This window comes from Bradyrhizobium ottawaense (assembly GCF_002278135.3).
Taxonomy (GTDB): domain Bacteria; phylum Pseudomonadota; class Alphaproteobacteria; order Rhizobiales; family Xanthobacteraceae; genus Bradyrhizobium; species Bradyrhizobium ottawaense.
The window spans coordinates 7,875,220-7,896,564 of record NZ_CP029425.2; the positions used below are offsets into that span (position 1 = coordinate 7,875,220).

Sequence of the window (21,345 nt, forward strand, 5' to 3'; positions counted from 1 at the left end):
TCGTGAGCATGTCAGTGAAGCGGCGCGGTGGCCGCGTCGTACTGGTAGATCCAATCGTATCGCGCAGCCGTCGCGTCCGGTGCCCACTGGGTCTTGATGTAGTCACCCGCCGTCTCCGGCTTGCACAGCGCCTGGTTATGAAAGATCGGCAGCATGCCGGCCGCCGACTTTGCGACCTTGGTGGTGCGATCGAGCCGCAGGCCCTGATACGTCTTGAATACCGCCGCGATGTCATCGGGCTTCTCCTCGAAGCAACGGGCGAGGACGGATGCATCCTCCAGGGCCATGTTCACGCCCTGCCCGAGGTACGGCAGCATCGAATGGCAGGCGTCGCCGAGCAGGGTGACGCATCCCTTCGACCACGTACCCAGCGACGGCCGCACGAACAGTCCCCACTTGTTCAGGGTATCCACATTCTTGACCAGTTGGATGATGTCCGGATGCCAGCCCTCGAAGTCCTTCAGGCATTCCTCGACAGAACCCTTCTCCGACCAGGATTCGAGGAGCCAGTCGTCATGGTCGACCTGGCCCGAAAAGGTCATCATGACGGTGTTCTGCCAACGGACCGGATAGGCCGTGACATGAGCGGTGGGTCCGATCCAGGTTGCCACCTCGGGTTCGCGCTGATGCGGCGCAAGGCGGTCGACGGGCACGAGACCACGCCACGCGATGGCCTTCGTGTACTGGCTCTCGATGTTGCCGATGAGGCCAAGACGGACCTTCGAATGCGCACCGTCAGCGCCGATCAGCGCGCGCCCTTCGACTTCGGAGCCGTCAGCAAGCTTGGCCCGAACCCCTTCGTCGTCTTGACTGAACCCGACAACGTGGGCGCTCAGATGAATGGCGCCCGGCTTCAACTCGCGCACGCCGTCGACGAGAATCTTCAGCAGGTGAGCACGGAGCAGCAGATAGGGCTGATTGCGCGCCGCGTCGGAGCTGCGGTTGTAGAGGGGCCACCTATCACCGGTGTTCCAGAGCCGGATCGAGCGTCGCTCGGCCGCGATGCAGTTCTGCTCGACCTGTTCGGTGAGGCCGAGATCCCGAAGAACGCGCACGCCGTTCATGGAGATCCAAAGGCCGGCTCCGACCTCGCGCAACTCGGACGCTTGCTCAAATACGTCACAATCGATGCCGCGACGAAGCAGCGAAAGCGCCATCGCCAAGCCGCCGATGCCGGCGCCGGCAATGAGGACACTCGATTTACTGACCTGTTCAAGACTCATGATATCTCCAAACGACATTGCGCTATCTTGCGACGGGCTAGGCGGCGTCTTCGGAGACTTGCTCGGCGGCAAGGCTCCTTACGGCCTCGAAAATCTTGGTGTATCCGGTGCAGCGGCAGAGGTTGCCGTGCAGGTAGTGACGGATTTCTTCGTCAGTCGGGTGCGGCGTCGCCTTCAGCAACGCTGTGACAGCCATGATGAAGCCCGGAGTGCAAAAGCCGCACTGAAGGCCGCCGTGAAGCACGAACGCCTTCTGAATCCGCGACAGGCCCTCAGGCGGCGTTACGCCCTCGATCGTCGTGACCTCCCGCTGATCGACATCGACGGCGAGCGTGGTGCAACTCGAGATCGGCTCACCGTCGAGCAGAACGGTGCAGGCGCCGCACACCTCCATGTCACAGGAGCGCTTCGTCCCCTTGAGGCCAAGGCGATCCCGGATCAGGTCGATCAATAGCGTATGGGCAGGAACGTCGATCGCGATCGCCTGGCCGTTCAGCGAGAACGAAATGGGCAGCACATGTGTCATTTCACGCGCTCCCGGCTGCGGCGATCGCCTCGTCCGCGTTTCGCAGAAGCAAGACACCTGCAAGGTGCCGCTTATAGTCGGCGCCGCCATGCCGATCCTCGTTGACTTCAAGCTCATCCAGCGCCGTCGGGAGCGCCGCCTCGATAGCCGGGCGGACTTCCGCGACGGATATGCCCTGGAGGGTGTCTTCGACGGCCTTCAAAGGCTGAGGTCGCGAACCGAGCGCTCCGACCCGCACGCGGGCGCTTTTGATCGTCCTCTCGCCGACGCCTAGCGACCAGGCCATCGCGACATTCACCGAGGGCCTCTCACCATGCTTGAACCGCCGATAGGTCACCGGACCGGTAGGGCGCGAAAACGCAATGACTGTCAGAAGCTCATCCGGCTCCCGCACCGTTTCCAGCTCACTCCGGATGAAATCGTCAGCGTGAACGACACGCGTACCGCTGGGGCCAATAAGCACCAGCCGTGCGTCCAAGGCCGCGAGCATAGTCAGCGGATCGGCGTGGGGCTCTCCGAAGCACAGATTGCCTCCGATCGTTCCAACGCTGCGGACCCTGACGTTTGCGACGTTGGCGCAGAGCGAGGACAGCGCCGGCACGTACTCGCGAATAACAGGATCATTGGCGATCTTGTTGTGCGTGCAGCGCGCACCGATTTCGATGTTATTCGCATCGTTCAGAGCAATGCGGTCAAGTCCGGGGATTCCCTTGATGTCGATGAGCCGGTCCGTATGGATGACGCGCATCTTCATCGCCAGCAGCAGTTCGGTTCCGCCGGAGTAGAACATGCCATCACCGGACTGTCCGACCGCACGCACGGCGCCTGCGATCGTCGAAGGCCTCTCGAATTCGAAGGGTGATGGCAGCATGATCAGGTCGCGCCCAACATTTCTTTGAGCCGCTTCTCGAACTCATCGAAGTTCTGATCGACGCGACGCTTGATGACGCCGAACCCCATAGTCGCGAGGCGACCTTGCACGTCGACCTTCGCGTCTACGGCGAATGTGGACCCCGCCCCTTCCGGCGTCACGGTCACGTCGAGAACCACCGCCAGCCTCGTCCCGGTGATCTTGTCGCGGCCCGTGGCGCGCGTGCGGACGTGAAATGGCTCCGTTATCGATTCAACGATGATGTCGGCGGGGACCTCGACCTTGAACGGGCCGATCTTCTGTTTGACGGTCGCTTTGTAAGTTGCAAGCCGCTCGATTTCCTCGACGTTTTCGCAGCCGGGGATGCAACCTGATATGCGAGGGACGTCAAGCAGCGTGCTCCAAAGCTCGCCGGCGTCGCTGGCACCACCATCGACATATTGAATTCCATGAATTCAGTTCCTCTTCTGCAGGGCGCGCCATACCTTTTCGGGCGTCATTGGCAGCTCGGTGATCCGAATGCCGTAGGTGGAGAACAGCGCATTGGCGATCGCGGGCGCGACCGGAAGGATCGCTCCCTCGCCCATTCCCTTGGCGCCGCCTGGACCAGGACCGTCCCCGTTTTCGACAAGGATGGTGTCAAACACGGGGGGAACGTCAGAGATGCGCGGTATCGAATAATCGATCGGCGTCGCATTGATGGGCTGACCATCCTCGAACTCCAGCACTTCATAAAGCGCGTGTCCGAGGCCCATGATGGCAGCCCCCTCGTCCTGCCCTTCCGCCGCAACGCGATTGATCGCGCGGCCGACGTCAGCGGCGCTGGCATATCGGGGGACACGGATCTCGCCGGTGCCTTCATCGACAACGATTTCAGCAAGGCCCGCGGAAGTCTCCCAGAACAGAGGGGACTCGGCCAGGGCGCCCTTCTTCGAGCGCGGCGTAATCGCGCCGCGGCCGATGACCTCTCCCGAGTCGACACCCAGCGTGCGGTGAAAAATCTGATGGAAAGTGAGAACCTCTGATCCGGTAGAGACACCCCCCTCAACAAGCGACAGGTTCTCCCGGGGAAGCTCCCAAACATCAGCAACCATTTCGAGGATCTGATCGGCTGCGTCGATTGCGGCATTCTCGACGGAAAGGCCGACGACCACGGTCGATCGGCTTGCGCCTGTGCCCCAGTCGTAAGGGGCGACGGCCGTATCGGTGCGCAAGACGGTTACCGCGGAGGCCGGCTGCTTCAAGGCCTGCGATGCGATGCGCGCCATGGCCGCGTGCGCGCCCTGGCCGACTTCAATGCTGGAGACCGAAACTAGGATCGACCCGTCGATCTTGAGACGTACGATCGCGTTGCTGATCGGCGTATTGGCCGGATCGGTTGCGGCGACTGCCAGTCCGCACGCCTGCCGGTTGGAGGCCTTCACCTCCGATGCGAACGACTGGGTCACCCGGCCTATCAGCTCGCTCATATCCATATCGAGCGCCCGCAAATCGGGGCGGATGCGCTCACCGCGGGACGCCAAATTCAGCAACCGAAACTCGGACGGATCCATGCCGATTGCCGCCGCGACATTATCCATGTGCGATTCTTTGGCCCAAACAGCTTGCGGCCCTCCGATCGAGCGGAAGGCCGCACCTGGAACGGTGTTCGTGTAGACCGCGCACGCCTCAAGACGCAGATTGGGCACCACGTAGGGGCCCATGATGCGATTTGCCGATTTCGTGGCGACCGCTGAGCCTGTGTCGGAATATGCCCCGCCATCGAGCAGCAGTTTGGCGCTCTTGGCGAGGATCCGTCCCTTGGCGTCCAAAGCCGTTCGAATCGTGATGTCGGCGCCCAACCTTCGGCAGGTGAGCATTGATTCAGTCATGGATTGCGCAACGCGAACCGGGCGCTGCACCTTCCACGATGCAGCGGCAACCAAAGGTTCGATCTTCACCGAGGCCTTGCCGCCAAACCCTCCGCCGACAAACGGAACGATCACGCGGACCTTGGCCAACTGCAGTCCGTAGAGCCGTGAGAGCACCTTCTGAACAGCGGTCGGCGTTTGTGCACCTGCCCAAACCGTCAGAGAGTCCCCCTGGAAATCCGCAATGACCGCATGCGGCTCCATTGCGAAGTGAGAAATGGCCGGGAAGGTGAAGCGGTCTTCGTGGATGTAGGCCGCGGCCGCCTCTGCAGCATCAACGTCTCCGACGTTGTTCCGGTAAGTGTGGAAAATGTTGCTGTTCTGGGTCGGCCGGGCGCCGCCCTTGAAATAAAAGTCTTCCAGATTTTCATGGCGCTCGTGGATGAGCGGCGCTTCTTCCGCCAGGGCTTCCTGGATGGTCGTTGCGCGCGGAAGGTCGTCGTATTCCACATCGACTAGTTCTGCGGCGTTTTCTGCGATCTCTATTGTCTCCGCGATCACCACGGCGACGGGTTCGCCCACATATCTCACGCGGTCGGTCGCAATGATCGGCCGGTCTTTAAGCACAACGCCCCAGTTACCGAACGAGGCGACGTCTTCGCCGATTAGCACGTCCACAACGCCGTCCATGGCCCGCGCAACGCGCGAATCGATCGAAGCGATGCGGGCATGAACGGCTGGCGAGCGAACCACAAACCCATGCAGCATCCCCGGAACCGTCAGGTCGGTAACGTACTCGGCGCGTCCCGTAACCTTTTCGATCAGGTCGGACCGAACGGAACTCATGTTGTCAATCGCCGACATACGCAAATCCGATAGTACTTTGGCGCGCCGGTCCGTAAGGCGTGTAGCCAAGGCCCCGGGGAGCAATCTCAGGACACTACGACATTTATCACTTGAATGCAAGTGCTGCACTCGCTTGCAAGTTATGAGATGTCCTCTTCCCGTGATCGGAGGCAAGCCAGGAGCGAATCGGTCTAGCCCAGCGCGTGCGAGAATGGGTTTGCCTCTTAGGCGGAGCGGATTTCGATATGCGAACGACGGACGCATCGAAGCGAGCCACTGCCGGGGCTCTCAACGAAGCAAATCGCATTAAACAGAATGAAGTCGAACAAAGATGGATTTCCTAGGTCGGGAAATGTAGACAATCGGCCGGCACCGAAGACCTTCGGAGCTAGAAGCCTGTATTTCTTGAACTGAGGCAACCTACGGCAAGGAAGCAAAAAGTGGTGCAACCCAAGACAAAGCCGCGCGCGGCCGGGAAAGTGAAAGAAGCTATAGATTCGTACCGGCTGGATGACGCACCGGGCTTTTTGTTGCGAGTCGCGCTCCGTACTCACACGTCCATCTTTGCCGCTAAGATGATTGAAGAATTAACGGGGCCCCAATTCTCGACGCTAGCGAAATTGAAGGAGGTAGGTCCTTGCTCGCAAAACCACTTAGGACGGCTAATTCATTATGATTCGGCGACCATCACCGGCGTTATCAATCGCCTGAAATCTCGCGGCCTCATCAAGAGCTCCAAAGACCCTCTGGATCCGCGGCGACGCGAGATAGATTTGACCGAGAAGGGAAGACGGATAGCGGACGCAGCGATTGAAACTATTGGCGAGATTTCCGGCGAGACATTCGCTCCGCTGACCCAAGATGAATTTCGAGCGCTCACCGAAATCTTGAAGAAGATCATACGACGCTGATCAACCGGCTTCGAGCGGCACTAGATATCGTCAGCAGCCGAGAAAAAGGGCCCGGCGATCGCGCCGGGCCGAGTAGAGGGAGGAAAACGAAAGATCGCAAATCTTTCGCAGACGCCGAATGCGGAATTCGATCGCAGAAACCCAACGAACGACCTCCAGCAGCAATACTATCGTACATGTCAGACCGCATTTTGTGCTGAAGTCGGCACCTCTCCGCACCGTTTCCGGCATTTGACGGGTCGTACGATTTCGACAGCACGACAAAGAGCGCGCGCGAGACTTGGAAGGTCCCGATCACCAGGCTCCGCGCGTCCGGTAGTTCATTTCATCGCCCGGCTCCGATCTCGCAATGCCCGCACCGCCGTACCCGCCTCTGCAATTCAGAGATCCGAATCTCCTGCCAAGGGATGACTGCCGGTCCTCGTTGCGTCGATGAGTATCTATTCCTCTAATCTGCGCGTTGAATGAATCGTGCTAGTAACCCGAGGGGCTGTCCTCAATCGTCCCTACCTAGCGCGCGGAGTATCTTCCTTCTATAGCTCGCCAGGTCGAACAGGAGTCTTGGCACTCTTTTGAGCGCAATCGCCTTGCCCTCGATTGCGAGATGTAGAACTCGTACCAATCTGGCAAGACCAAGTTCTACAAACGCGAGCCGAACATGCGGATCGTTCACAATCCTGAGCTGGTTGTGTACAATGACGATGGATGCCGCGAGATCAGGTTTCCTCTCCAGAACGAAGTCTCGACATGCCGCGGCAAATTCCTCCTCTTGAACGCTCAAAGGTACCTTTACTTCCCTGCGAGAACTTCCCGCCATATTCGGGTCCCCTATGAACAATCGGCAGCGAGGCACCTGAGCCGGCTCAGGTTTTTGGATTTCTAGTGGCTCGCCCGCTTGGTCGATCTCTTCGGACCCGGCAACACATCCGTGCAAACACCTTCATACACTTCGCCAGCCAGGCCTATTGTCTCTCCGAACGTCGGATGCGGATGGATGGTCTTGCTGAGATCAATTGCATCGGCGCCCATCTCGATCGCCGGGCAGATTTCTCCAATCATGTCGCCAGCGTGCGGGCCAACGATCACACCGCCGATGATGCGGTGCGTCTCTTGGTCGATGATCAGCTTGGTCATGCCATAAGACGCGCCCGAGGCGATCGCTCTGCCCGAGGCAGCCCACGGAAACTTCGCGGATCTAACGTGCCTGCCTGAGGAGGCCGCTTCTTGTTCCATGATGCCAACCCAGGCCACCTCAGGATCAGTGTAGCCGACGTTCGGGACGATCTTCGCGTCAAATAAGCTCTTGAGCCCGGCAGCCGCTTCTGCCGCGACATGCCCCTCGTGAACCGCCTTATGGGCGAGCATCGGGTTACCCGCGACATCGCCGATCGCGAAAATATGAGGCAAATTCGTCCGCATTTGCCTATTGACTGCAACGAAACCTTTGCGTCGCATCTTACACCAATCTTCTCCAAGCCCAGATATGCGCTGTTCGGACTCTGCCTGCGGACTGCAGGATCAATTCGTAAGTTCGACGCCCCGGCTTTGAGCTTTCAATCTGGACCGATACGCCGTTACTATCTGCCGTGGCGCCTACTATTTGCCGCCTCACTGTGCCCGAGCCGAGCATTGAGCTTCTGGATCAGCTGATCCGCGGCATCGGCGATCACCGTCCCGGGCGGGAAGATCGCCTCGGCACCGGCCGCGTAGAGCGCATCGTAATCCTGCGGCGGCACCACGCCACCGACAATGATCATGATGTCGTCGCGGCCCTGCTTCTTCAGCGCGGCTTTCAGCTCCGGCACGGCGGTCAGATGCGCGGCGGCGAGCGAGGAGACGCCGAGAATGTGCACGTCGTTCTCGACGGCCTGCCGCGCCGCCTCGTCGGCGGTCGCAAACAGCGGCCCGATGTCGACGTCGAAGCCGATGTCTGCGAATGCCGACGCGATCACCTTCTGGCCGCGGTCGTGGCCGTCCTGGCCGATCTTGGCGACGAGGATGCGCGGACGGCGACCCTCGGCTTCCTCGAAGGCATCGATCAGCGCCTGAACCTTCTCGACCTGATTGCCCATGCTGGACGCCTCCCGCTTGTAGACGCCGGTGATGGATTTGATCTCGGCGCGGTGCCGGCCGAACACCTTCTCCATCGCGTCCGAAATCTCGCCGACGGTTGCTTTCGCTCGCGCCGCGTCGATCGCGAGCGCCAGCAGATTGCCGTTGCCTTCGCCGGCCGAGCGCGTGATCGCAGCGAGGGCGGCATCGACGTCGTTCTGGTTGCGCTCGGACTTCAGCCGCGTCAGCTTGTCGATCTGCAGCCGACGAACATTGGTGTTGTCGACCTTCAGAATTTCGATTTTGTCCTCGTCGGTGGGCTTGTACTTGTTGACGCCGATCACCGCCTGCTTGCCGGCGTCGATCCGGGCCTGCGTCTTGGCCGAGGCTTCCTCGATGCGCAGCTTCGGCAGGCCGGCCTCGATCGCCTTCGCCATGCCGCCGAGTTCCTCGACCTCCTGGATGTGGCCCCACGCTTTCGCCGCGAGGTCGCGCGTGAGACGCTCGACATAATAGGAGCCGCCCCAGGGGTCGATGATGCGGGTGGTGCCGCTCTCCTGCTGCAGGAACAGCTGGGTGTTGCGGGCGATGCGCGCCGAGAAATCGGTCGGCAGCGCCAGCGCTTCGTCGAGCGCGTTGGTGTGCAGCGACTGGGTGTGGCCTTGTGTCGCCGCCATCGCCTCCACCGTCGTGCGCATCACGTTGTTGAAGACGTCCTGCGCTGTCAGCGACCAGCCCGAGGTCTGGGAATGCGTGCGCAGCGACAGTGAGCGCGGGTCCTTCGGGTTGAACGGCTTCAGAAGCTTTGCCCAGAGCAGGCGCGCGGCGCGCAGCTTGGCGACTTCCATGAAGAAGTTCATGCCGATCGCCCAGAAGAACGACAGCCGCGGCGCGAAGCGGTCGACATCCAGGCCCGCGGCAAGGCCGGCGCGCAGATATTCGACGCCGTCGGCGAGCGTATAGGCGAGCTCGAGGTCCTGCGTCGCGCCGGCCTCCTGCATGTGATAGCCGGAGATCGAGATCGAATTGTATTTCGGCATCTTCTGCGAGGTGTAGGCGAAGATGTCCGAGATGATCCGCATCGAGGGCGCGGGCGGGTAGATGTAGGTGTTGCGCACCATGAACTCTTTCAGAATGTCGTTCTGAATGGTGCCTGAGAGCTTTTCCGGCGGCACGCCCTGTTCCTCGGCGGCCGCGACGTAGAGCGCGAGGATCGGCAGCACAGCGCCGTTCATAGTCATGGATACGCTCATCTGGTCGAGCGGGATCCCCGCGAACAGCGTGCGCATGTCGTAGATGGAATCGATCGCAACGCCGGCCATGCCGACATCGCCGCCGACCCGCGGATGATCTGAGTCATAGCCGCGATGGGTGGCGAGGTCGAAGGCGACCGAGAGACCCTTCTGCCCGGCGGCGAGGTTGCGGCGGTAGAACGCGTTGGAATCCTCCGCCGTGGAGAAGCCGGCATATTGCCTGACCGTCCAGGGCTGGTTGACATACATGGTCGGGTAGGGACCGCGCAGGAACGGCGCGATGCCTGGCCAGGTCTCAAGGAAATCGAGCCCGGCGATATTTGCTTCTCCGTATGCTGACTTGACCGGAATGCCCTCCGGAGTCACCCACGGATCGACGGAAACAGAAGAAGCGGCGACCGAGCACCTTTCGAAAGCAATACTTGCAAAATTCGGGATAACGCTGATGGATGACATCTGAGTGTTCGCGTTCGATTGTCGATTATCCGGAAACCTTCGGGTTTTGGATCCGGTTGTAAGCGGCATTTAGCGTTGCCAAGGCGTCGCAACTGACGTGAATAAAGCTGCAGATGCCAGCCCGCCGAAACGCGGCCTCGGATTGAGAGGGAAGTCCCGCCAAATAGATGTGCCTAGCTCCGACTTGCCGAAGCGCGTGGGCGGAGATTTCGGCGCGCTCCGCATAGATCTTATCGCTGGAGCAAAGGCAGGCAAGTTCGGCACCAGATCCCGTGAATGCGAGGGCAAGCTCGGCTGGGTCGGCGAAGCCGGCGCCGTCGATAGCCTCAATTCCTCCCGCTTCGAAGAAGCTCTTGGCGAATGTCGCGCGGGCCGTAAAGTCGGTCGGTGTGCCGAGATTAGCAAGAAACACTCGCGGCCGCGCGCCGAGTAGCTTCAATATCGCATCGGACTTATCGCGGAGCGATTCGAAGGGTTCCGCAAGCCGGATCGGCGGCAGCGCGTCGAATACGAATTTCTGATCAAAGCTAGGCGGAAGAGCCATCGGTCTTACGCTTAGTACCGCCGCTGCGCCTTCGCCAAGGTTTGCGAACTCGCTCACTCCGGTCAGCGGGTCGCTGCGTTTCGCGAGATTTGCACGGCGCGCTGTGCGTGTAGCTGTGATCTTCGCCTGAAGCGTTCCTTGCTGTAGAGCGGCAAAAATGCCGCCCGCATTTTCAGTCTCTTGAAAACTCCTCCAGGCCGCGTCGCAAAGCTCCGTTGTTAGCGCCTCAATGCCGCCAGCACCTGAGGCAGGATCGCTAACCTTGGCAAGATTGCTTTCCTCCAGCAGCAGAAGCTGCGTGTTGCGGGCCACGCGCCGGGCAAACGAGTCTGGAAGGCCGAGCGCCAACGTGTGCGGCAGAACTGTGATCGCATTGGCACCGGCGATTCCCGCAGAGAATGTCGCCAAGGTAGCGCGCAACATGTTTACGTAGGGATCGCGCCGGGTCAACATGCGCCAGGACGTGTCAGCCGCAATGAACAGCGGCCTCGGCGCCACACCGCACGCCGATTCGATGCGCGCCCAGAGGAGCCGCAACGCGCGGAATTTAGCCATAGTCAAAAACTGGTCGGCGTCAGCAGTGAGTCGCGCATAGATCATACTTCGCGCTTGATCCAGCGGAATGCGCGCCGCCTCCATAGCGTGCAGATATGCCACGCCGCAGGCGAGCACAAAGGCAAGCTCCTGCACTTCTGAGCCGCCGGCGTCATGAACGATACGCCCGTCGCTCGCGGCAAACGGCCCCTTGAACCCCAGCGTTACAAGCCCTTTGATCGTGCTGGCAACGTTCCGTGCGATTTCTTCCCAAGTGTATGGACTGCGTCCGCTTAGGGCGCACGCGCCCAGCGGATCGAGCCCAAATCGAATGTCGCAGACGGCAGGATCGAGACCGACCGACTTCACATATTCCGCAACATGGATCGCGGTCTTACGCCCGTCTGTACCAATTTGAAGTTCAATCCCGATGCCGGCATCAAGGTGGACGTCCTTTAAAGCTTTGGCGACGGCACCTGCCGTTTGATCGAGACCGAACCCGCGGCTGCAGTTGGCGCCGGCAAAGACGAGCGCCAGGCCCGTCGCCCCATTCTCCAGATCGTGAAGGGCCTGCCTATTGGCCGTCACCGCGTCTGGATGATCGATGCGCTGTATGATCTGCCAAGGCGCCGCGGGTGCCCGCCCGTCGACTAGTGCAATGTCTTTCGCGCGGAGATAAATCGGCTCGATTCTCAAGTCGTCGTACGTCCTACCAATCAGCTTTTCGAACGGCGCTCCCTTTAGCACGCCATCAACCAGCTTGTGCCAGTCCTGGCGTGAAGCAGGCGCAAAGCCCGATGCCAATGCCAACCGTTCGGTTTTCATCAAGTCCACCTAATCCCAAGTGACGCCGAGCTGACCAACATGACTTCTGCCTGGAAGTAACCGGAATTCCTGCAGACAGGCTGCCCATCTCAGGTCGCCTCTTGCGGTGTTCAGGAAAACTCCAAAATCAGCGCGTCGACCGCGAGCGTCGCACCGGCACTGGCGTGGATCTTCTTCACGGCGCCGTCTTGCTCGGCGCGCAGCACGTTCTGCATCTTCATGGCTTCGACGACCGCGAGCGTCTCGCCGGCCTTGACCTCCTGCCCCTCCGTTACCGCGATCGAGACGATCAGCCCGGGCATCGGACACAGCAGCTTCTTGCCGGTATCGGCGGCCGTCGTCACCGGCATCAGCCGCGCCGAGGTCGCTTCCGCTTCGCTCCAGACATAGACCGGGACTTCGACGCCCTGATGCGCGAGGCGGATGCCGTTGGCAATCGGCCGCACCTGCACCGCGGCGAGGTGGCCGTCGATGGTGCCCTGCCAAACCGGATCGCCCGGCTTCCACGACGAGACCAGCAGATGCGAATTGCCGGCCTTGCCCTCGGCGTCGACGAAGCGGATCGCGATGGCGGCTCCCTCGCGTGCGACCTCGAGCAAAATCTCCTGCCGATCGAGCCACACCGCGCGGCGGCGCTCGCGCTGCACGACGCGGCCGCCCATCTGGCCCGAGATCTGTCGCTTGCGCTCACCAAGCACGTGATCGATGGCGGCGCCGACTGCTGCGATGCGCCGGGCGACCTCGCCCTCCGGCACGCGCACCGCAAAGCCCTTGGGGAACTCCTCGGCGATGAAGCCGGTCGAGAGCCTTCCCTCGCGCCAGCGCGGATGATGCATCAAGGCCGACAGGAACGGAATGTTGTGGCGGATGCCGTCGACGTAGAACGAGTCCAGCGCAGTGGCCTGCGCCTCGATCGCAGCGGCGCGCGACGGGGCGTGAGTGACGAGCTTGGCGATCATCGGATCGTAATGGATCGAGATCTCGCCGCCCTCCTGCACGCCGGTGTCGTTGCGCACGCTGATGCCGCCCTCGCTCGCTTCCGCCGGCGGGCGATACTTCACCAGGCGCCCGATCGAAGGCAGGAAGTTGCGGAACGGATCTTCGGCGTACAGACGGGACTCCACCGCCCAGCCGGTCAGCGTGACGTCCTTCTGCGCCAGTGCCAGCTTCTCGCCGGCGGCCACGCGGATCATCTGCTCGACGAGGTCGATGCCGGTGACGAGCTCGGTGACGGGATGCTCAACCTGGAGGCGCGTGTTCATCTCCAGGAAGTAGAAGCTCTTGTCCTGCCCCGCGACGAACTCGACGGTGCCGGCGGAGTCGTAATTCACGGCCTTGGCCAGCGCGACGGCCTGCTCGCCCATCTTGCGGCGCGTGGCCTCGTCGAGCAGCGGCGACGGCGCCTCCTCGATGACCTTCTGGTTGCGGCGCTGGATCGAGCACTCCCGCTCGCCGAGATAGACGACATTGCCGTGCTTGTCGCCCAGCACCTGGATCTCGATGTGGCGGGGATCGACGATGAACTTTTCGACGAAGACGCGGTCATCGCCGAACGAGGCCTTGGCCTCGGCCTTGGCGAGGTTGAAACCTTCCGCAACCTCGGAGGTCGAATGCGCGATGCGCATGCCCTTGCCGCCGCCGCCGGCGGAAGCCTTGATCATCACGGGATAGCCGATCTCGTCGGCGATCGTGACCGCGTGCTTGTCGTCCTCGATGACGCCGAGATAGCCCGGCACGGTCGAAACCTTGGCCTTGGCGGCCGCCTTCTTGGATTCGATCTTGTCGCCCATCGCCGCGATCGCGCCCGGGTTCGGGCCGATGAAGACGATGCCGGCGGCTTCCAGCGCGCGCGGGAACGCCTCGCGCTCGGACAGGAAGCCGTAGCCGGGATGCACGGCCTGTGCGCCGGTCTTCTTGCAAGCTTCGACGAGCTTCTCGATCACCAGATAGCTCTCGGCCGCCGCCGGCGGGCCGATCAGCACCGCCTCGTCGGCCATCTCGACATGCAGGGCATCGCGGTCGGCCTCGGAATAGACGGAAACCGTCTCGATTCCCATCTTGCGGGCGGTCTTGATGACCCGGCAGACGATTTCGCCGCGATTGGCGATCAGAATCTTCTTGAACACAGCTCTTCCTACAACGGAATGTTGTCGTGCTTCTTGGCCGGCATCTCGACCTTCTTGTCCCTAAGCATCTCCAGCGCGCGGGCGATGCGCTTGCGGGTCGAGTGCGGCATGATGACGTCGTCGATGTAGCCGCGTTCCGCCGCGATGAACGGCGACAGGAAGCGGTCTTCGTATTCCTTGGTGCGCGCCGCGATCTTGTCGGGGTCGCCGATGTCGGAGCGGAAGATGATCTCGACCGCGCCCTTGGCGCCCATCACCGCGATCTGGGCGGTCGGCCAGGCGTAGTTGAGGTCGGCGCCGATCTCCTTGGAGGCCATGACGTCGAAGGCGCCGCCATAGGCCTTGCGGGTGATGATGGTGACGAGCGGCACGGTGCACTGCGAATAGGCGAACAGCAGTTTCGCGCCGTGCTTGATCAGGCCGCCATATTCCTGCGCGGTGCCCGGCAGGAAGCCCGGCACGTCGACGAAGGTGACGATCGGGATGTTGAAGGCGTCGCAGAAGCGGACGAAGCGCGCGGCCTTGCGCGAGGCGTCGCTGTCGAGCACGCCCGCCAGCACCATCGGCTGGTTGGCGACGAAACCGACAGTACGGCCCGCGATACGGCCGAAGCCGGTGACGATGTTCTTGGCAAAACCCTCGGCGATCTCGAAGAAGTCGCCCTCGTCCACGACTTTCAGGATCAGTTCCTTCATGTCGTAGGGCTTGTTCGGATTGTCGGGGATCAGCGTGTCCAGCGACATGTCGACCCGCTCGATGGAATCGAAGCTCGGCCAATCCGGCACGCCGTCGGTGTTGTTCGCCGGCAGGAAGTCGATGAGACGGCGCATCTGCAAAATCGTCTCGACATCGTTCTCGAAGGCGCCGTCGGCGATCGAGGAGCGCGTGGCGTGCACCGAGGCGCCGCCGAGCTCTTCGGCGGTGACGACCTCGTTGGTGACCGTCTTCACGACGTCGGGGCCGGTGACGAACATGTAGCTGGTGTTCTTCACCATGAAGATGAAGTCGGTCATGGCCGGCGAGTAGACGTCGCCACCGGCGCAGGGGCCCATGATGACCGAGATCTGCGGGATCACGCCGGAGGCAAGCACGTTGCGGCGGAACACGTAGGAATAGCCGGCGAGCGCGGCGACGCCCTCCTGGATGCGCGCGCCGCCGGCATCATAGAGGCCGATGATGGGCGCCCGCGCCTTCATCGCCAAGTCCTGGAGCTTTGTGATCTTCAGCGCGTGGGTCTCGGACAGCGAGCCGCCGAACACCGTAAAATCCTTGGCGAAGACAAACGTTTTGCGGCCGTTGACGGTACCCCAGCCGGTGACCACGCCGTCTCCTGGAATCTTGGTCTTCTCCATCCCGAATTCGGTCGAGCGGTGCTGGACGAACATGTCCATCTCCTCGAACGAATGCTTGTCGAGCAGCAGGTCGATCCGCTCCCGCGCGGTGAGGCGGCCGCGCGCATGCTGCGCGTCGATGCGCTTCTCGCCGCCGCCGAGTTTGGCACCGGCGCGACGTTGTTCAAGGGCTTCGATAACGGACATCGATTGGGCCAACTGATCTACCGCTTTCTGGCGATTGGAGGCAGGTCGGTGCAAATGCCCTCATGGACTTCGGCAGCCATGCCGATCGTCTCGCCGAGGGTCGGATGCGGGTGAATGGTCTTTCCGATATCGATCGCGTCAGCCCCCATTTCGATAGCGAGACAGATTTCCCCGATCATATCGCCGGCATGCGGTCCGACGATCACGCCCCCGACGATGCGACCGGTTTCGGCGTCGAACAGCAGCTTCGTCATGCCATAGGATGCGCCCGACGCGATGGCCCGGCCGGACGCGGCCCATGGGAATTTTGTCGAACGGATCTTCCGTCCGGATTCGGCGACATCACGCTCGGACTTGCCGACCCAGGCGATCTCAGGATCGGTGTAGGCGACATTGGGGACGATCTTCGCGGTAAAGGCCGCCGGCTTCCCGGCAGCTACTTCCGCGGCGACGTGCCCCTCGTGAACGGCCTTGTGCGCCAGCATCGAACCGCCGACGACGTCGCCGATGGCGAAGACGTTGCGCGCCGTCGTTCTCATCTGCTCGTCGACCTGAATGAAGCCGTTCGAATCGATGGCAACGTCGATCCGTTCGAGGCCGAGCTCGCTACTGTTGGGAACACGGCCGGCCGATTGCAACACCAAATCGTACGATCGTGTCCGTACCGATGCGCCTGTGGTACCGACCCTCACGCCGTCCGGCGTGATTTCGGCGGTTGATACGCTGCTTGCGACGTCGATATGCTCGAAGCGATGCGCGTTGCGCGAACGCCAGATCTTCACCGCGTCGGCATCCACGCCCGCCAGGATATCGGGAAGCCTTTCGACAAGATCGATCTTGGTGCCGAGCGAGTTGTAGACGGTCGCCATCTCCAGCCCGATGATCCCCGCTCCGATCACGAGCATGCGGCCCGGAATGCTTCGCAGCGCGAGCGCGCCGGTCGAGGTCACGACCCGCTCATCCTTGGGAAGCACCGCTAGCTGCACCGCGCGCGAGCCCGTGGCGATGATGCATTGACCAAATTCAATTTGCTGCGAGCCTGCCCCCTCACCGACAATCTCGAGCCGCGTGGCGGAGGCGAATTTCGCGATGCCGCGAATCACCGTGACGCGGCGCGCTGCTGCCATCTGGCTCAGCCCATCCGTCAGCTTCTTGACAGTGCCGTGCTTGAAGGCGCGCAGCTCCTGCAGATCGATCTGCGGCGCGGCGAAGCGAATGCCCTTGTCCGCGATCCGTTTGGCTTCCTCCTTGACGGCCGCAACATGAAGCAGCGCCTTCGACGGGATACATCCAACGTTCAGGCAAACTCCGCCCAAGGTGCCGTAGCGTTCGACGATCGCGGTGTTCAGTCCAAGGTCTGCGGCCCGAAACGCTGCTGAATAGCCGCCCGGCCCGCCTCCGATCACGACAAGATCGTAGCGCGTATAATCTGTTGCGCGCTGGCCAACATCCTGATCCGCTGAGATCGTCTCGCCTTGCGCGCCCGCTTCGTCCGACGCCGACGCCGTGCCAATCATGGAGCCTTGAGACACCTTGTCTCCAACACGCAGCGACATGCTCGTGATCACCCCTGCGATCGGCGACGGAATCTCCAGCGTGGCCTTGTCGGATTCCACTGTGATCAACGCCTGCTCTCGCACGACGACGTCGCCTGCCCTGACGTGGACCTCGACGACCTCGACGTCTCGAAAATCCCCGATGTCGGGGACCCGGATTTCCTCTGTCCGCATCTGCGTCCTCACAACGCGAAGCGCCGCAGATCGGAGAGCACCGACGCGACGAAGCCCAGGAACCGGGCCCCAGCCACGCCGTCGACGACCCGGTGATCCCACGACAGACTCATCGGAAGGATGAGGCGCGGTTCAAACTCGCGGCCGTTCCAGACCGCCTCGGTGGCGGCCCGCCCGGCGCCGAGGATCGCCACCTCGGGCGCGTTGATGATGGGCGTAAATCCCTGACCGCCGATGCCTCCGAGAGACGACACCGAGAAACAGCCGCCCTGCATGTCGCTCGACGCGAGCTGCCCCGCGCGCGCCTTGTCGGCGAGCGAGCGCATCTCCGCGGCAATTTGCCGAAAGCCCTTCTTATCGCAGTCCCGGATCACCGGCACGACCAGACCTCTCGGCGTGTCGACAGCGACGCCGATGTGGACATAGTGCTTGAGGATCAACTCATCGCCATCGAGCGACGAATTGAAGCGCGGGTATTTCTGCAGCGCCAAGGCCGCGGCCTTGATCAGCAGCGACACCATGGTGAGCTTCGCCGTGTCCTTCGCGGCCTCGGCATTGGCGAGTTGACGAAAGGCTTCGGCGTCGGTCACATCCGCTCTGTCGAAATTCGTTACATGGGGAATGACGCTCCAGTTGCGCGAGAGGTTCGTACCGGTCAGCTTCTGGATCCGTGTCAGCGGCAGGCGCTCGACCGCGCCGTACCTCTCGAAATCCACCTTGGGCCAATCGACCGGGGCGCCGGGCTCAGGCGCCGTCGCCGGTCTCGATCGCACCAGTCCGTTGACGAAGGCCGCCACATCCTCGCGCAAAGTCCGGCCCTTGGGGCCTGTGGGCACGACAGAGTCCAGCGTCACGCCGAGCTCACGCGCCAAAGCGCGGACCGACGGCGATGCATGCGCCGCCCCGCTAAGCTGCGGCTGCTGTGCACGTGCTCGCGAGTCATCGACTGGAGCCACGGGCGCCGGCCGTGACAGCGCCTCCTGCTGCGAGATCCGTTGCTCCACCTGCGGTGCCGACGCAGTCGCCGGCGGAGGCGCGGTGGATTCGCCGCGCCCTTCGAGGACCATCAGAACCGAACCTTGAGAAACCCGCACCCCGACGTCGATCATCAGTTTGGCCACCGTGCCTGCGGCCGGGGATGGCACCTCCATCGTCGCCTTGTCGGACTCGATCGACAGCAACGGCATGTCGATCGTGACCTCGTCGCCGACCGACACATTGATTTCGACTACCGGAACATCCTTGTAGTCCCCAATATCTGGCAGAACGACTTCAATTGAACGAGACATGCGCGCTCCGCCCTCTCTCAGCGCGACCAAGGCGATGCAACGCCGGTCGGCAATTCGTAGCTGGCGATGGCTTCGGCGACCTGCTCACGCGCCACTTGACCCAATTTTGCCAGCGCCGAGAGCGCCGCAACGACGATCTGCTTGCGATCGACCTCGAAGAACGATCTCAGCGCGGCGCGTGTATCGCTGCGCCCGAAGCCGTCGGTGCCCAGCACCGTATAGGGCGCCTCGATGTAAGAACCGATCAGTTGCGGATACGCCCGGACATAATCCGATGCCGCGACGATCGGCACCTTGCCGCCGAGGCATTGTACGACGTGGCTCTCGACCGGGGTCGACAGTGGCGAGAGCCGATTAGTTCGCTCCACATCGCGCGCCTCCCGCGCCAGCTCGGAAAAGCTCGTTGCCGACCAGACTTCACAGGCCACTTTCCATTCGCTTTGCAGCATCGCTGCGGCGGCGAGCGCCTCCGGGAGAATGGCGCCCGAGCCGACCAGCCTGATCTTCGCCGGCCCGTCAGCGCTCGGCAGAACCCGATAGAGACCCTTGATGATGCCGTCGCGTGCATCGTCGGGCATCGAGGGCTGCGCATAGTTCTCGTTCATCGCCGTGAGGTAATAGAACTCGTCGTTGCCCTGCTCGAGCATCGACCGCATGCCGTGATCGACGATGACGGCCACCTCGTAGGAGAATGCCGGATCGTAGGCCCGGCAGTTCGGAACGGTCGCCGCCATCAGATGGCTGGACCCGTCCTGATGCTGCAAGCCTTCGCCGCCGAGCGTCGTCCGGCCGGCCGTCGCCCCGATCAAAAAGCCACGCGCGCGCTGGTCCGCCGCCGCCCAGATCAGATCGCCGACCCGCTGAAAGCCGAACATCGAATAGTAGATATAGAACGGCAGCAACGGGAAGTTATGGATGCTATAGGAGGTCGCCGCCGCGGTCCATGACGAAATCGCCCCCGCCTCGGTGATCCCCTCCTCCAGCAATTGACCGTCGATCGCTTCCTTGTAGTACAGCATCGAACCGGCATCTTCCGGCTCGTAGAGCTGTCCCGCCGGCGAGTAGATGCCGACCTGTCTGAACAGGTTCGCCATTCCGAAGGTGCGGGCTTCGTCGGCGACGATCGGGACGATGCGCGGGCCGAGCGTTTTGTCCTTGAGCAAATTGGTGAACAGCCGCACGATCGCCATCGTGGTCGACGTCTCCTTGCCGTCGCCGCGCAGCGCGAACTCCGCGTAGGATTGCAGCGGCGGCACCGGCAGCGCCGCCGAAGCGCGTCGCCGCGCCGGCATGTAGCCACCGAGTGCCGCGCGACGGGCGCGCAGGTACTGAATTTCCGCGCTGTCTTCCGCAGGCCTGAAGAATTCCAGATCCTCGACTTGCTCGTTGCTGAGCGGCAGGGCGAACCGGTCGCGGAACGCATACAGCGCGTCGACATCGAGCTTCTTGGCCTGGTGCGACGTCATGCGCGACTCGCCGGCGCCGCCCATGCCGTAGCCCTTCTTGGTCTTCGCCAGAATGACGGTCGGCCGACCCTTAATGTCTTTCGCGGCGGCAAAGGCCGCGAACAGCTTCTTGAAGTCGTGGCCACCGCGCTTAAGGCCGTCGATATCCACGTCCGACATGTGCGCAACTAGCGCCCGGACCTCGGGATCCTCGCTGAAGAAGTGGGCGAGGTTGTAGGCCCCATCCTTGGCGCCGAGCGTCTGATATTTGCCATCGACGGTGTCGGCGAATTTGCGCAGCAGCGCATGCTTGCTATCGCGCGCGAAGATATCGTCCCAGTCCGATCCCCACAGCACCTTGATTACGTTCCAGCCGGCGCCCTGGAAAAGTGATTCGAGTTCCTGAATCACCTGCCCGTTGCCGCGGACCGGCCCATCCAGGCGCTGCAGGTTGCAATTGACGACGAAGGTGAGGTTGTCGAGATTTTCCCGCGCCGCCAGGGCGAGCCCGGCGATCGATTCCGGCTCGTCCATCTCGCCGTCGCCGAACACACCCCAGACGTGACGACCAGCCGTCTGCACCAGGCCGCGATGCTGCAGATACTTCATGAACCGCGCCTGGTAGATCGCGCTGATTGGCCCAAGGCCCATCGACGCCGACGGCACCTGCCAGAACTCCGGCATCAGCCAGGGATGCGGATAGGACGACAGACCGGGGCCGCTCAGTTCCTGGCGATACAGCTTCAGATTTTCGTCCGACAGTCGGCCTTCGAGATACGCTCGTGCATAGACTCCGGGGGACGAATGCGGCTGGAAATACACCAAGTCGCCCTCCGACTCGGAGCTTGACGCGCGAAAGAAATGATTGAAACCGACTTCGAAAATCTCCGCGGCCGAGGCGTAGCTGGCGACGTGCCCGCCGAGCTCCCCATAGGCCTTGTTGGCACGGACCACCATCGCGAGCGCGTTCCAGCGAATGATCGCCGTCAGGCGGGTCTCGATCGCGATGTCGCCGGGGTAGGGCTTCTGCTGCTCGAGCGGAATAGAATTGCGATAGGGCGAAAACGGCGGAGAGTCCGGCAGAACGCCGAGCTCCTTCGCGCGCCGATCGAGCGCAGCCAGGATGTAACGCACGCGCTCGGCACCGGCGCTGTGGTGGAGCGATCCAAGCGAGGCGAGCCAATCGGCGGTTTCGACCGCATCCTGATCGGCGTTGACGACCTTGCGTGGCGGATCGATGTGTGCAGTCATGCGTCGGGCTCCGAGAAAGCCCGCACTTGGTAGCATCGGGTGCTATGGCACGTGCTGCTGAATTCGGCCGCGTTC

The 21,345-nt window shown here is 62.2% G+C and carries 14 protein-coding genes; 1 reads left to right on the plus strand and 13 read right to left on the minus strand.

Annotated elements, in window-relative coordinates; all coding sequences use genetic code 11:
• Positions 1-11: 11 nt before the first annotated feature.
• The 5 genes from CIT37_RS36810 to CIT37_RS36830 are packed head-to-tail and all read right to left on the minus strand — an operon-like array spanning position 12 to position 5,334.
• On the minus strand, positions 12-1,223 hold the full coding sequence (locus CIT37_RS36810; RefSeq protein ID WP_038950123.1) for an FAD-dependent monooxygenase: 1,212 nt from the start codon (positions 1,221-1,223) through the stop codon (positions 12-14).
• A gap of 37 nt (positions 1,224-1,260) precedes the next feature.
• Positions 1,261-1,749 carry a (2Fe-2S)-binding protein gene (locus tag CIT37_RS36815; RefSeq protein WP_038950124.1) on the minus strand — a complete coding sequence of 163 codons (489 nt, stop codon included), beginning with the start codon at positions 1,747-1,749 and terminating at the stop codon, positions 1,261-1,263.
• Between the two features lies 1 nt (position 1,750).
• Positions 1,751-2,620 carry an FAD binding domain-containing protein gene (locus CIT37_RS36820; protein ID WP_038944659.1) on the minus strand — a complete coding sequence of 290 codons (870 nt, stop codon included), beginning with the start codon at positions 2,618-2,620 and terminating at the stop codon, positions 1,751-1,753.
• A 2-nt stretch (positions 2,621-2,622) separates the two neighbouring features.
• On the minus strand, positions 2,623-3,075 hold the full coding sequence (locus tag CIT37_RS36825; protein ID WP_334262658.1) for an SRPBCC family protein: 453 nt from the start codon (positions 3,073-3,075) through the stop codon (positions 2,623-2,625).
• Positions 3,076-5,334 (minus strand): xanthine dehydrogenase family protein molybdopterin-binding subunit, encoded by a 2,259-nt coding sequence (locus tag CIT37_RS36830; protein WP_095424643.1) that lies wholly within the window; start codon positions 5,332-5,334, stop codon positions 3,076-3,078.
• A 422-nt stretch (positions 5,335-5,756) separates the two neighbouring features.
• On the opposite strand from CIT37_RS36830, the gene CIT37_RS36835 reads away from it, so the two are divergent.
• The gene (locus CIT37_RS36835; protein ID WP_038944656.1) at positions 5,757-6,227 is read left to right on the plus strand and encodes a MarR family winged helix-turn-helix transcriptional regulator; all 471 of its coding nucleotides are present in this window, start codon (positions 5,757-5,759) and stop codon (positions 6,225-6,227) included.
• A gap of 879 nt (positions 6,228-7,106) precedes the next feature.
• Here the strand turns inward: CIT37_RS36835 and CIT37_RS36840 are convergent.
• From CIT37_RS36840 to mdeB, 8 genes are all read right to left on the minus strand, one after another.
• Complete coding sequence (locus tag CIT37_RS36840) at positions 7,107-7,646, minus strand: oxidoreductase dimerization domain-containing protein (protein WP_028148929.1); 540 nt, start codon at positions 7,644-7,646, stop codon at positions 7,107-7,109.
• A 158-nt stretch (positions 7,647-7,804) separates the two neighbouring features.
• Positions 7,805-9,979 (minus strand): methylmalonyl-CoA mutase, encoded by a 2,175-nt coding sequence (scpA, locus tag CIT37_RS36845; protein WP_109866619.1) that lies wholly within the window; start codon positions 9,977-9,979, stop codon positions 7,805-7,807.
• 34 nt (positions 9,980-10,013) lie between these two features.
• The gene (locus CIT37_RS36850) at positions 10,014-11,891 is read right to left on the minus strand and encodes a methylmalonyl-CoA mutase family protein (protein ID WP_095426899.1); all 1,878 of its coding nucleotides are present in this window, start codon (positions 11,889-11,891) and stop codon (positions 10,014-10,016) included.
• A gap of 110 nt (positions 11,892-12,001) precedes the next feature.
• Positions 12,002-14,017 (minus strand): acetyl-CoA carboxylase biotin carboxylase subunit, encoded by a 2,016-nt coding sequence (locus CIT37_RS36855; RefSeq protein ID WP_095426886.1) that lies wholly within the window; start codon positions 14,015-14,017, stop codon positions 12,002-12,004.
• An 8-nt stretch (positions 14,018-14,025) separates the two neighbouring features.
• Entirely contained in the window at positions 14,026-15,555 is a 1,530-nt protein-coding gene (locus CIT37_RS36860) for an acyl-CoA carboxylase subunit beta (protein WP_028140588.1), read from the minus strand.
• A gap of 17 nt (positions 15,556-15,572) precedes the next feature.
• A complete protein-coding gene (gene lpdA / locus CIT37_RS36865) occupies positions 15,573-17,285 on the minus strand; it encodes a dihydrolipoyl dehydrogenase (RefSeq protein WP_028140589.1) in 1,713 nt (570 codons plus the stop codon).
• 8 nt (positions 17,286-17,293) lie between these two features.
• Positions 17,294-18,574, minus strand: coding sequence for a 2-oxo acid dehydrogenase subunit E2 (locus CIT37_RS36870; RefSeq protein WP_028140590.1), 1,281 nt, complete (start codon positions 18,572-18,574; stop codon positions 17,294-17,296).
• 17 nt (positions 18,575-18,591) lie between these two features.
• Complete coding sequence (gene mdeB / locus CIT37_RS36875) at positions 18,592-21,270, minus strand: alpha-ketoglutarate dehydrogenase (protein ID WP_038974831.1); 2,679 nt, start codon at positions 21,268-21,270, stop codon at positions 18,592-18,594.
• Positions 21,271-21,345 lie beyond the last annotated feature (75 nt).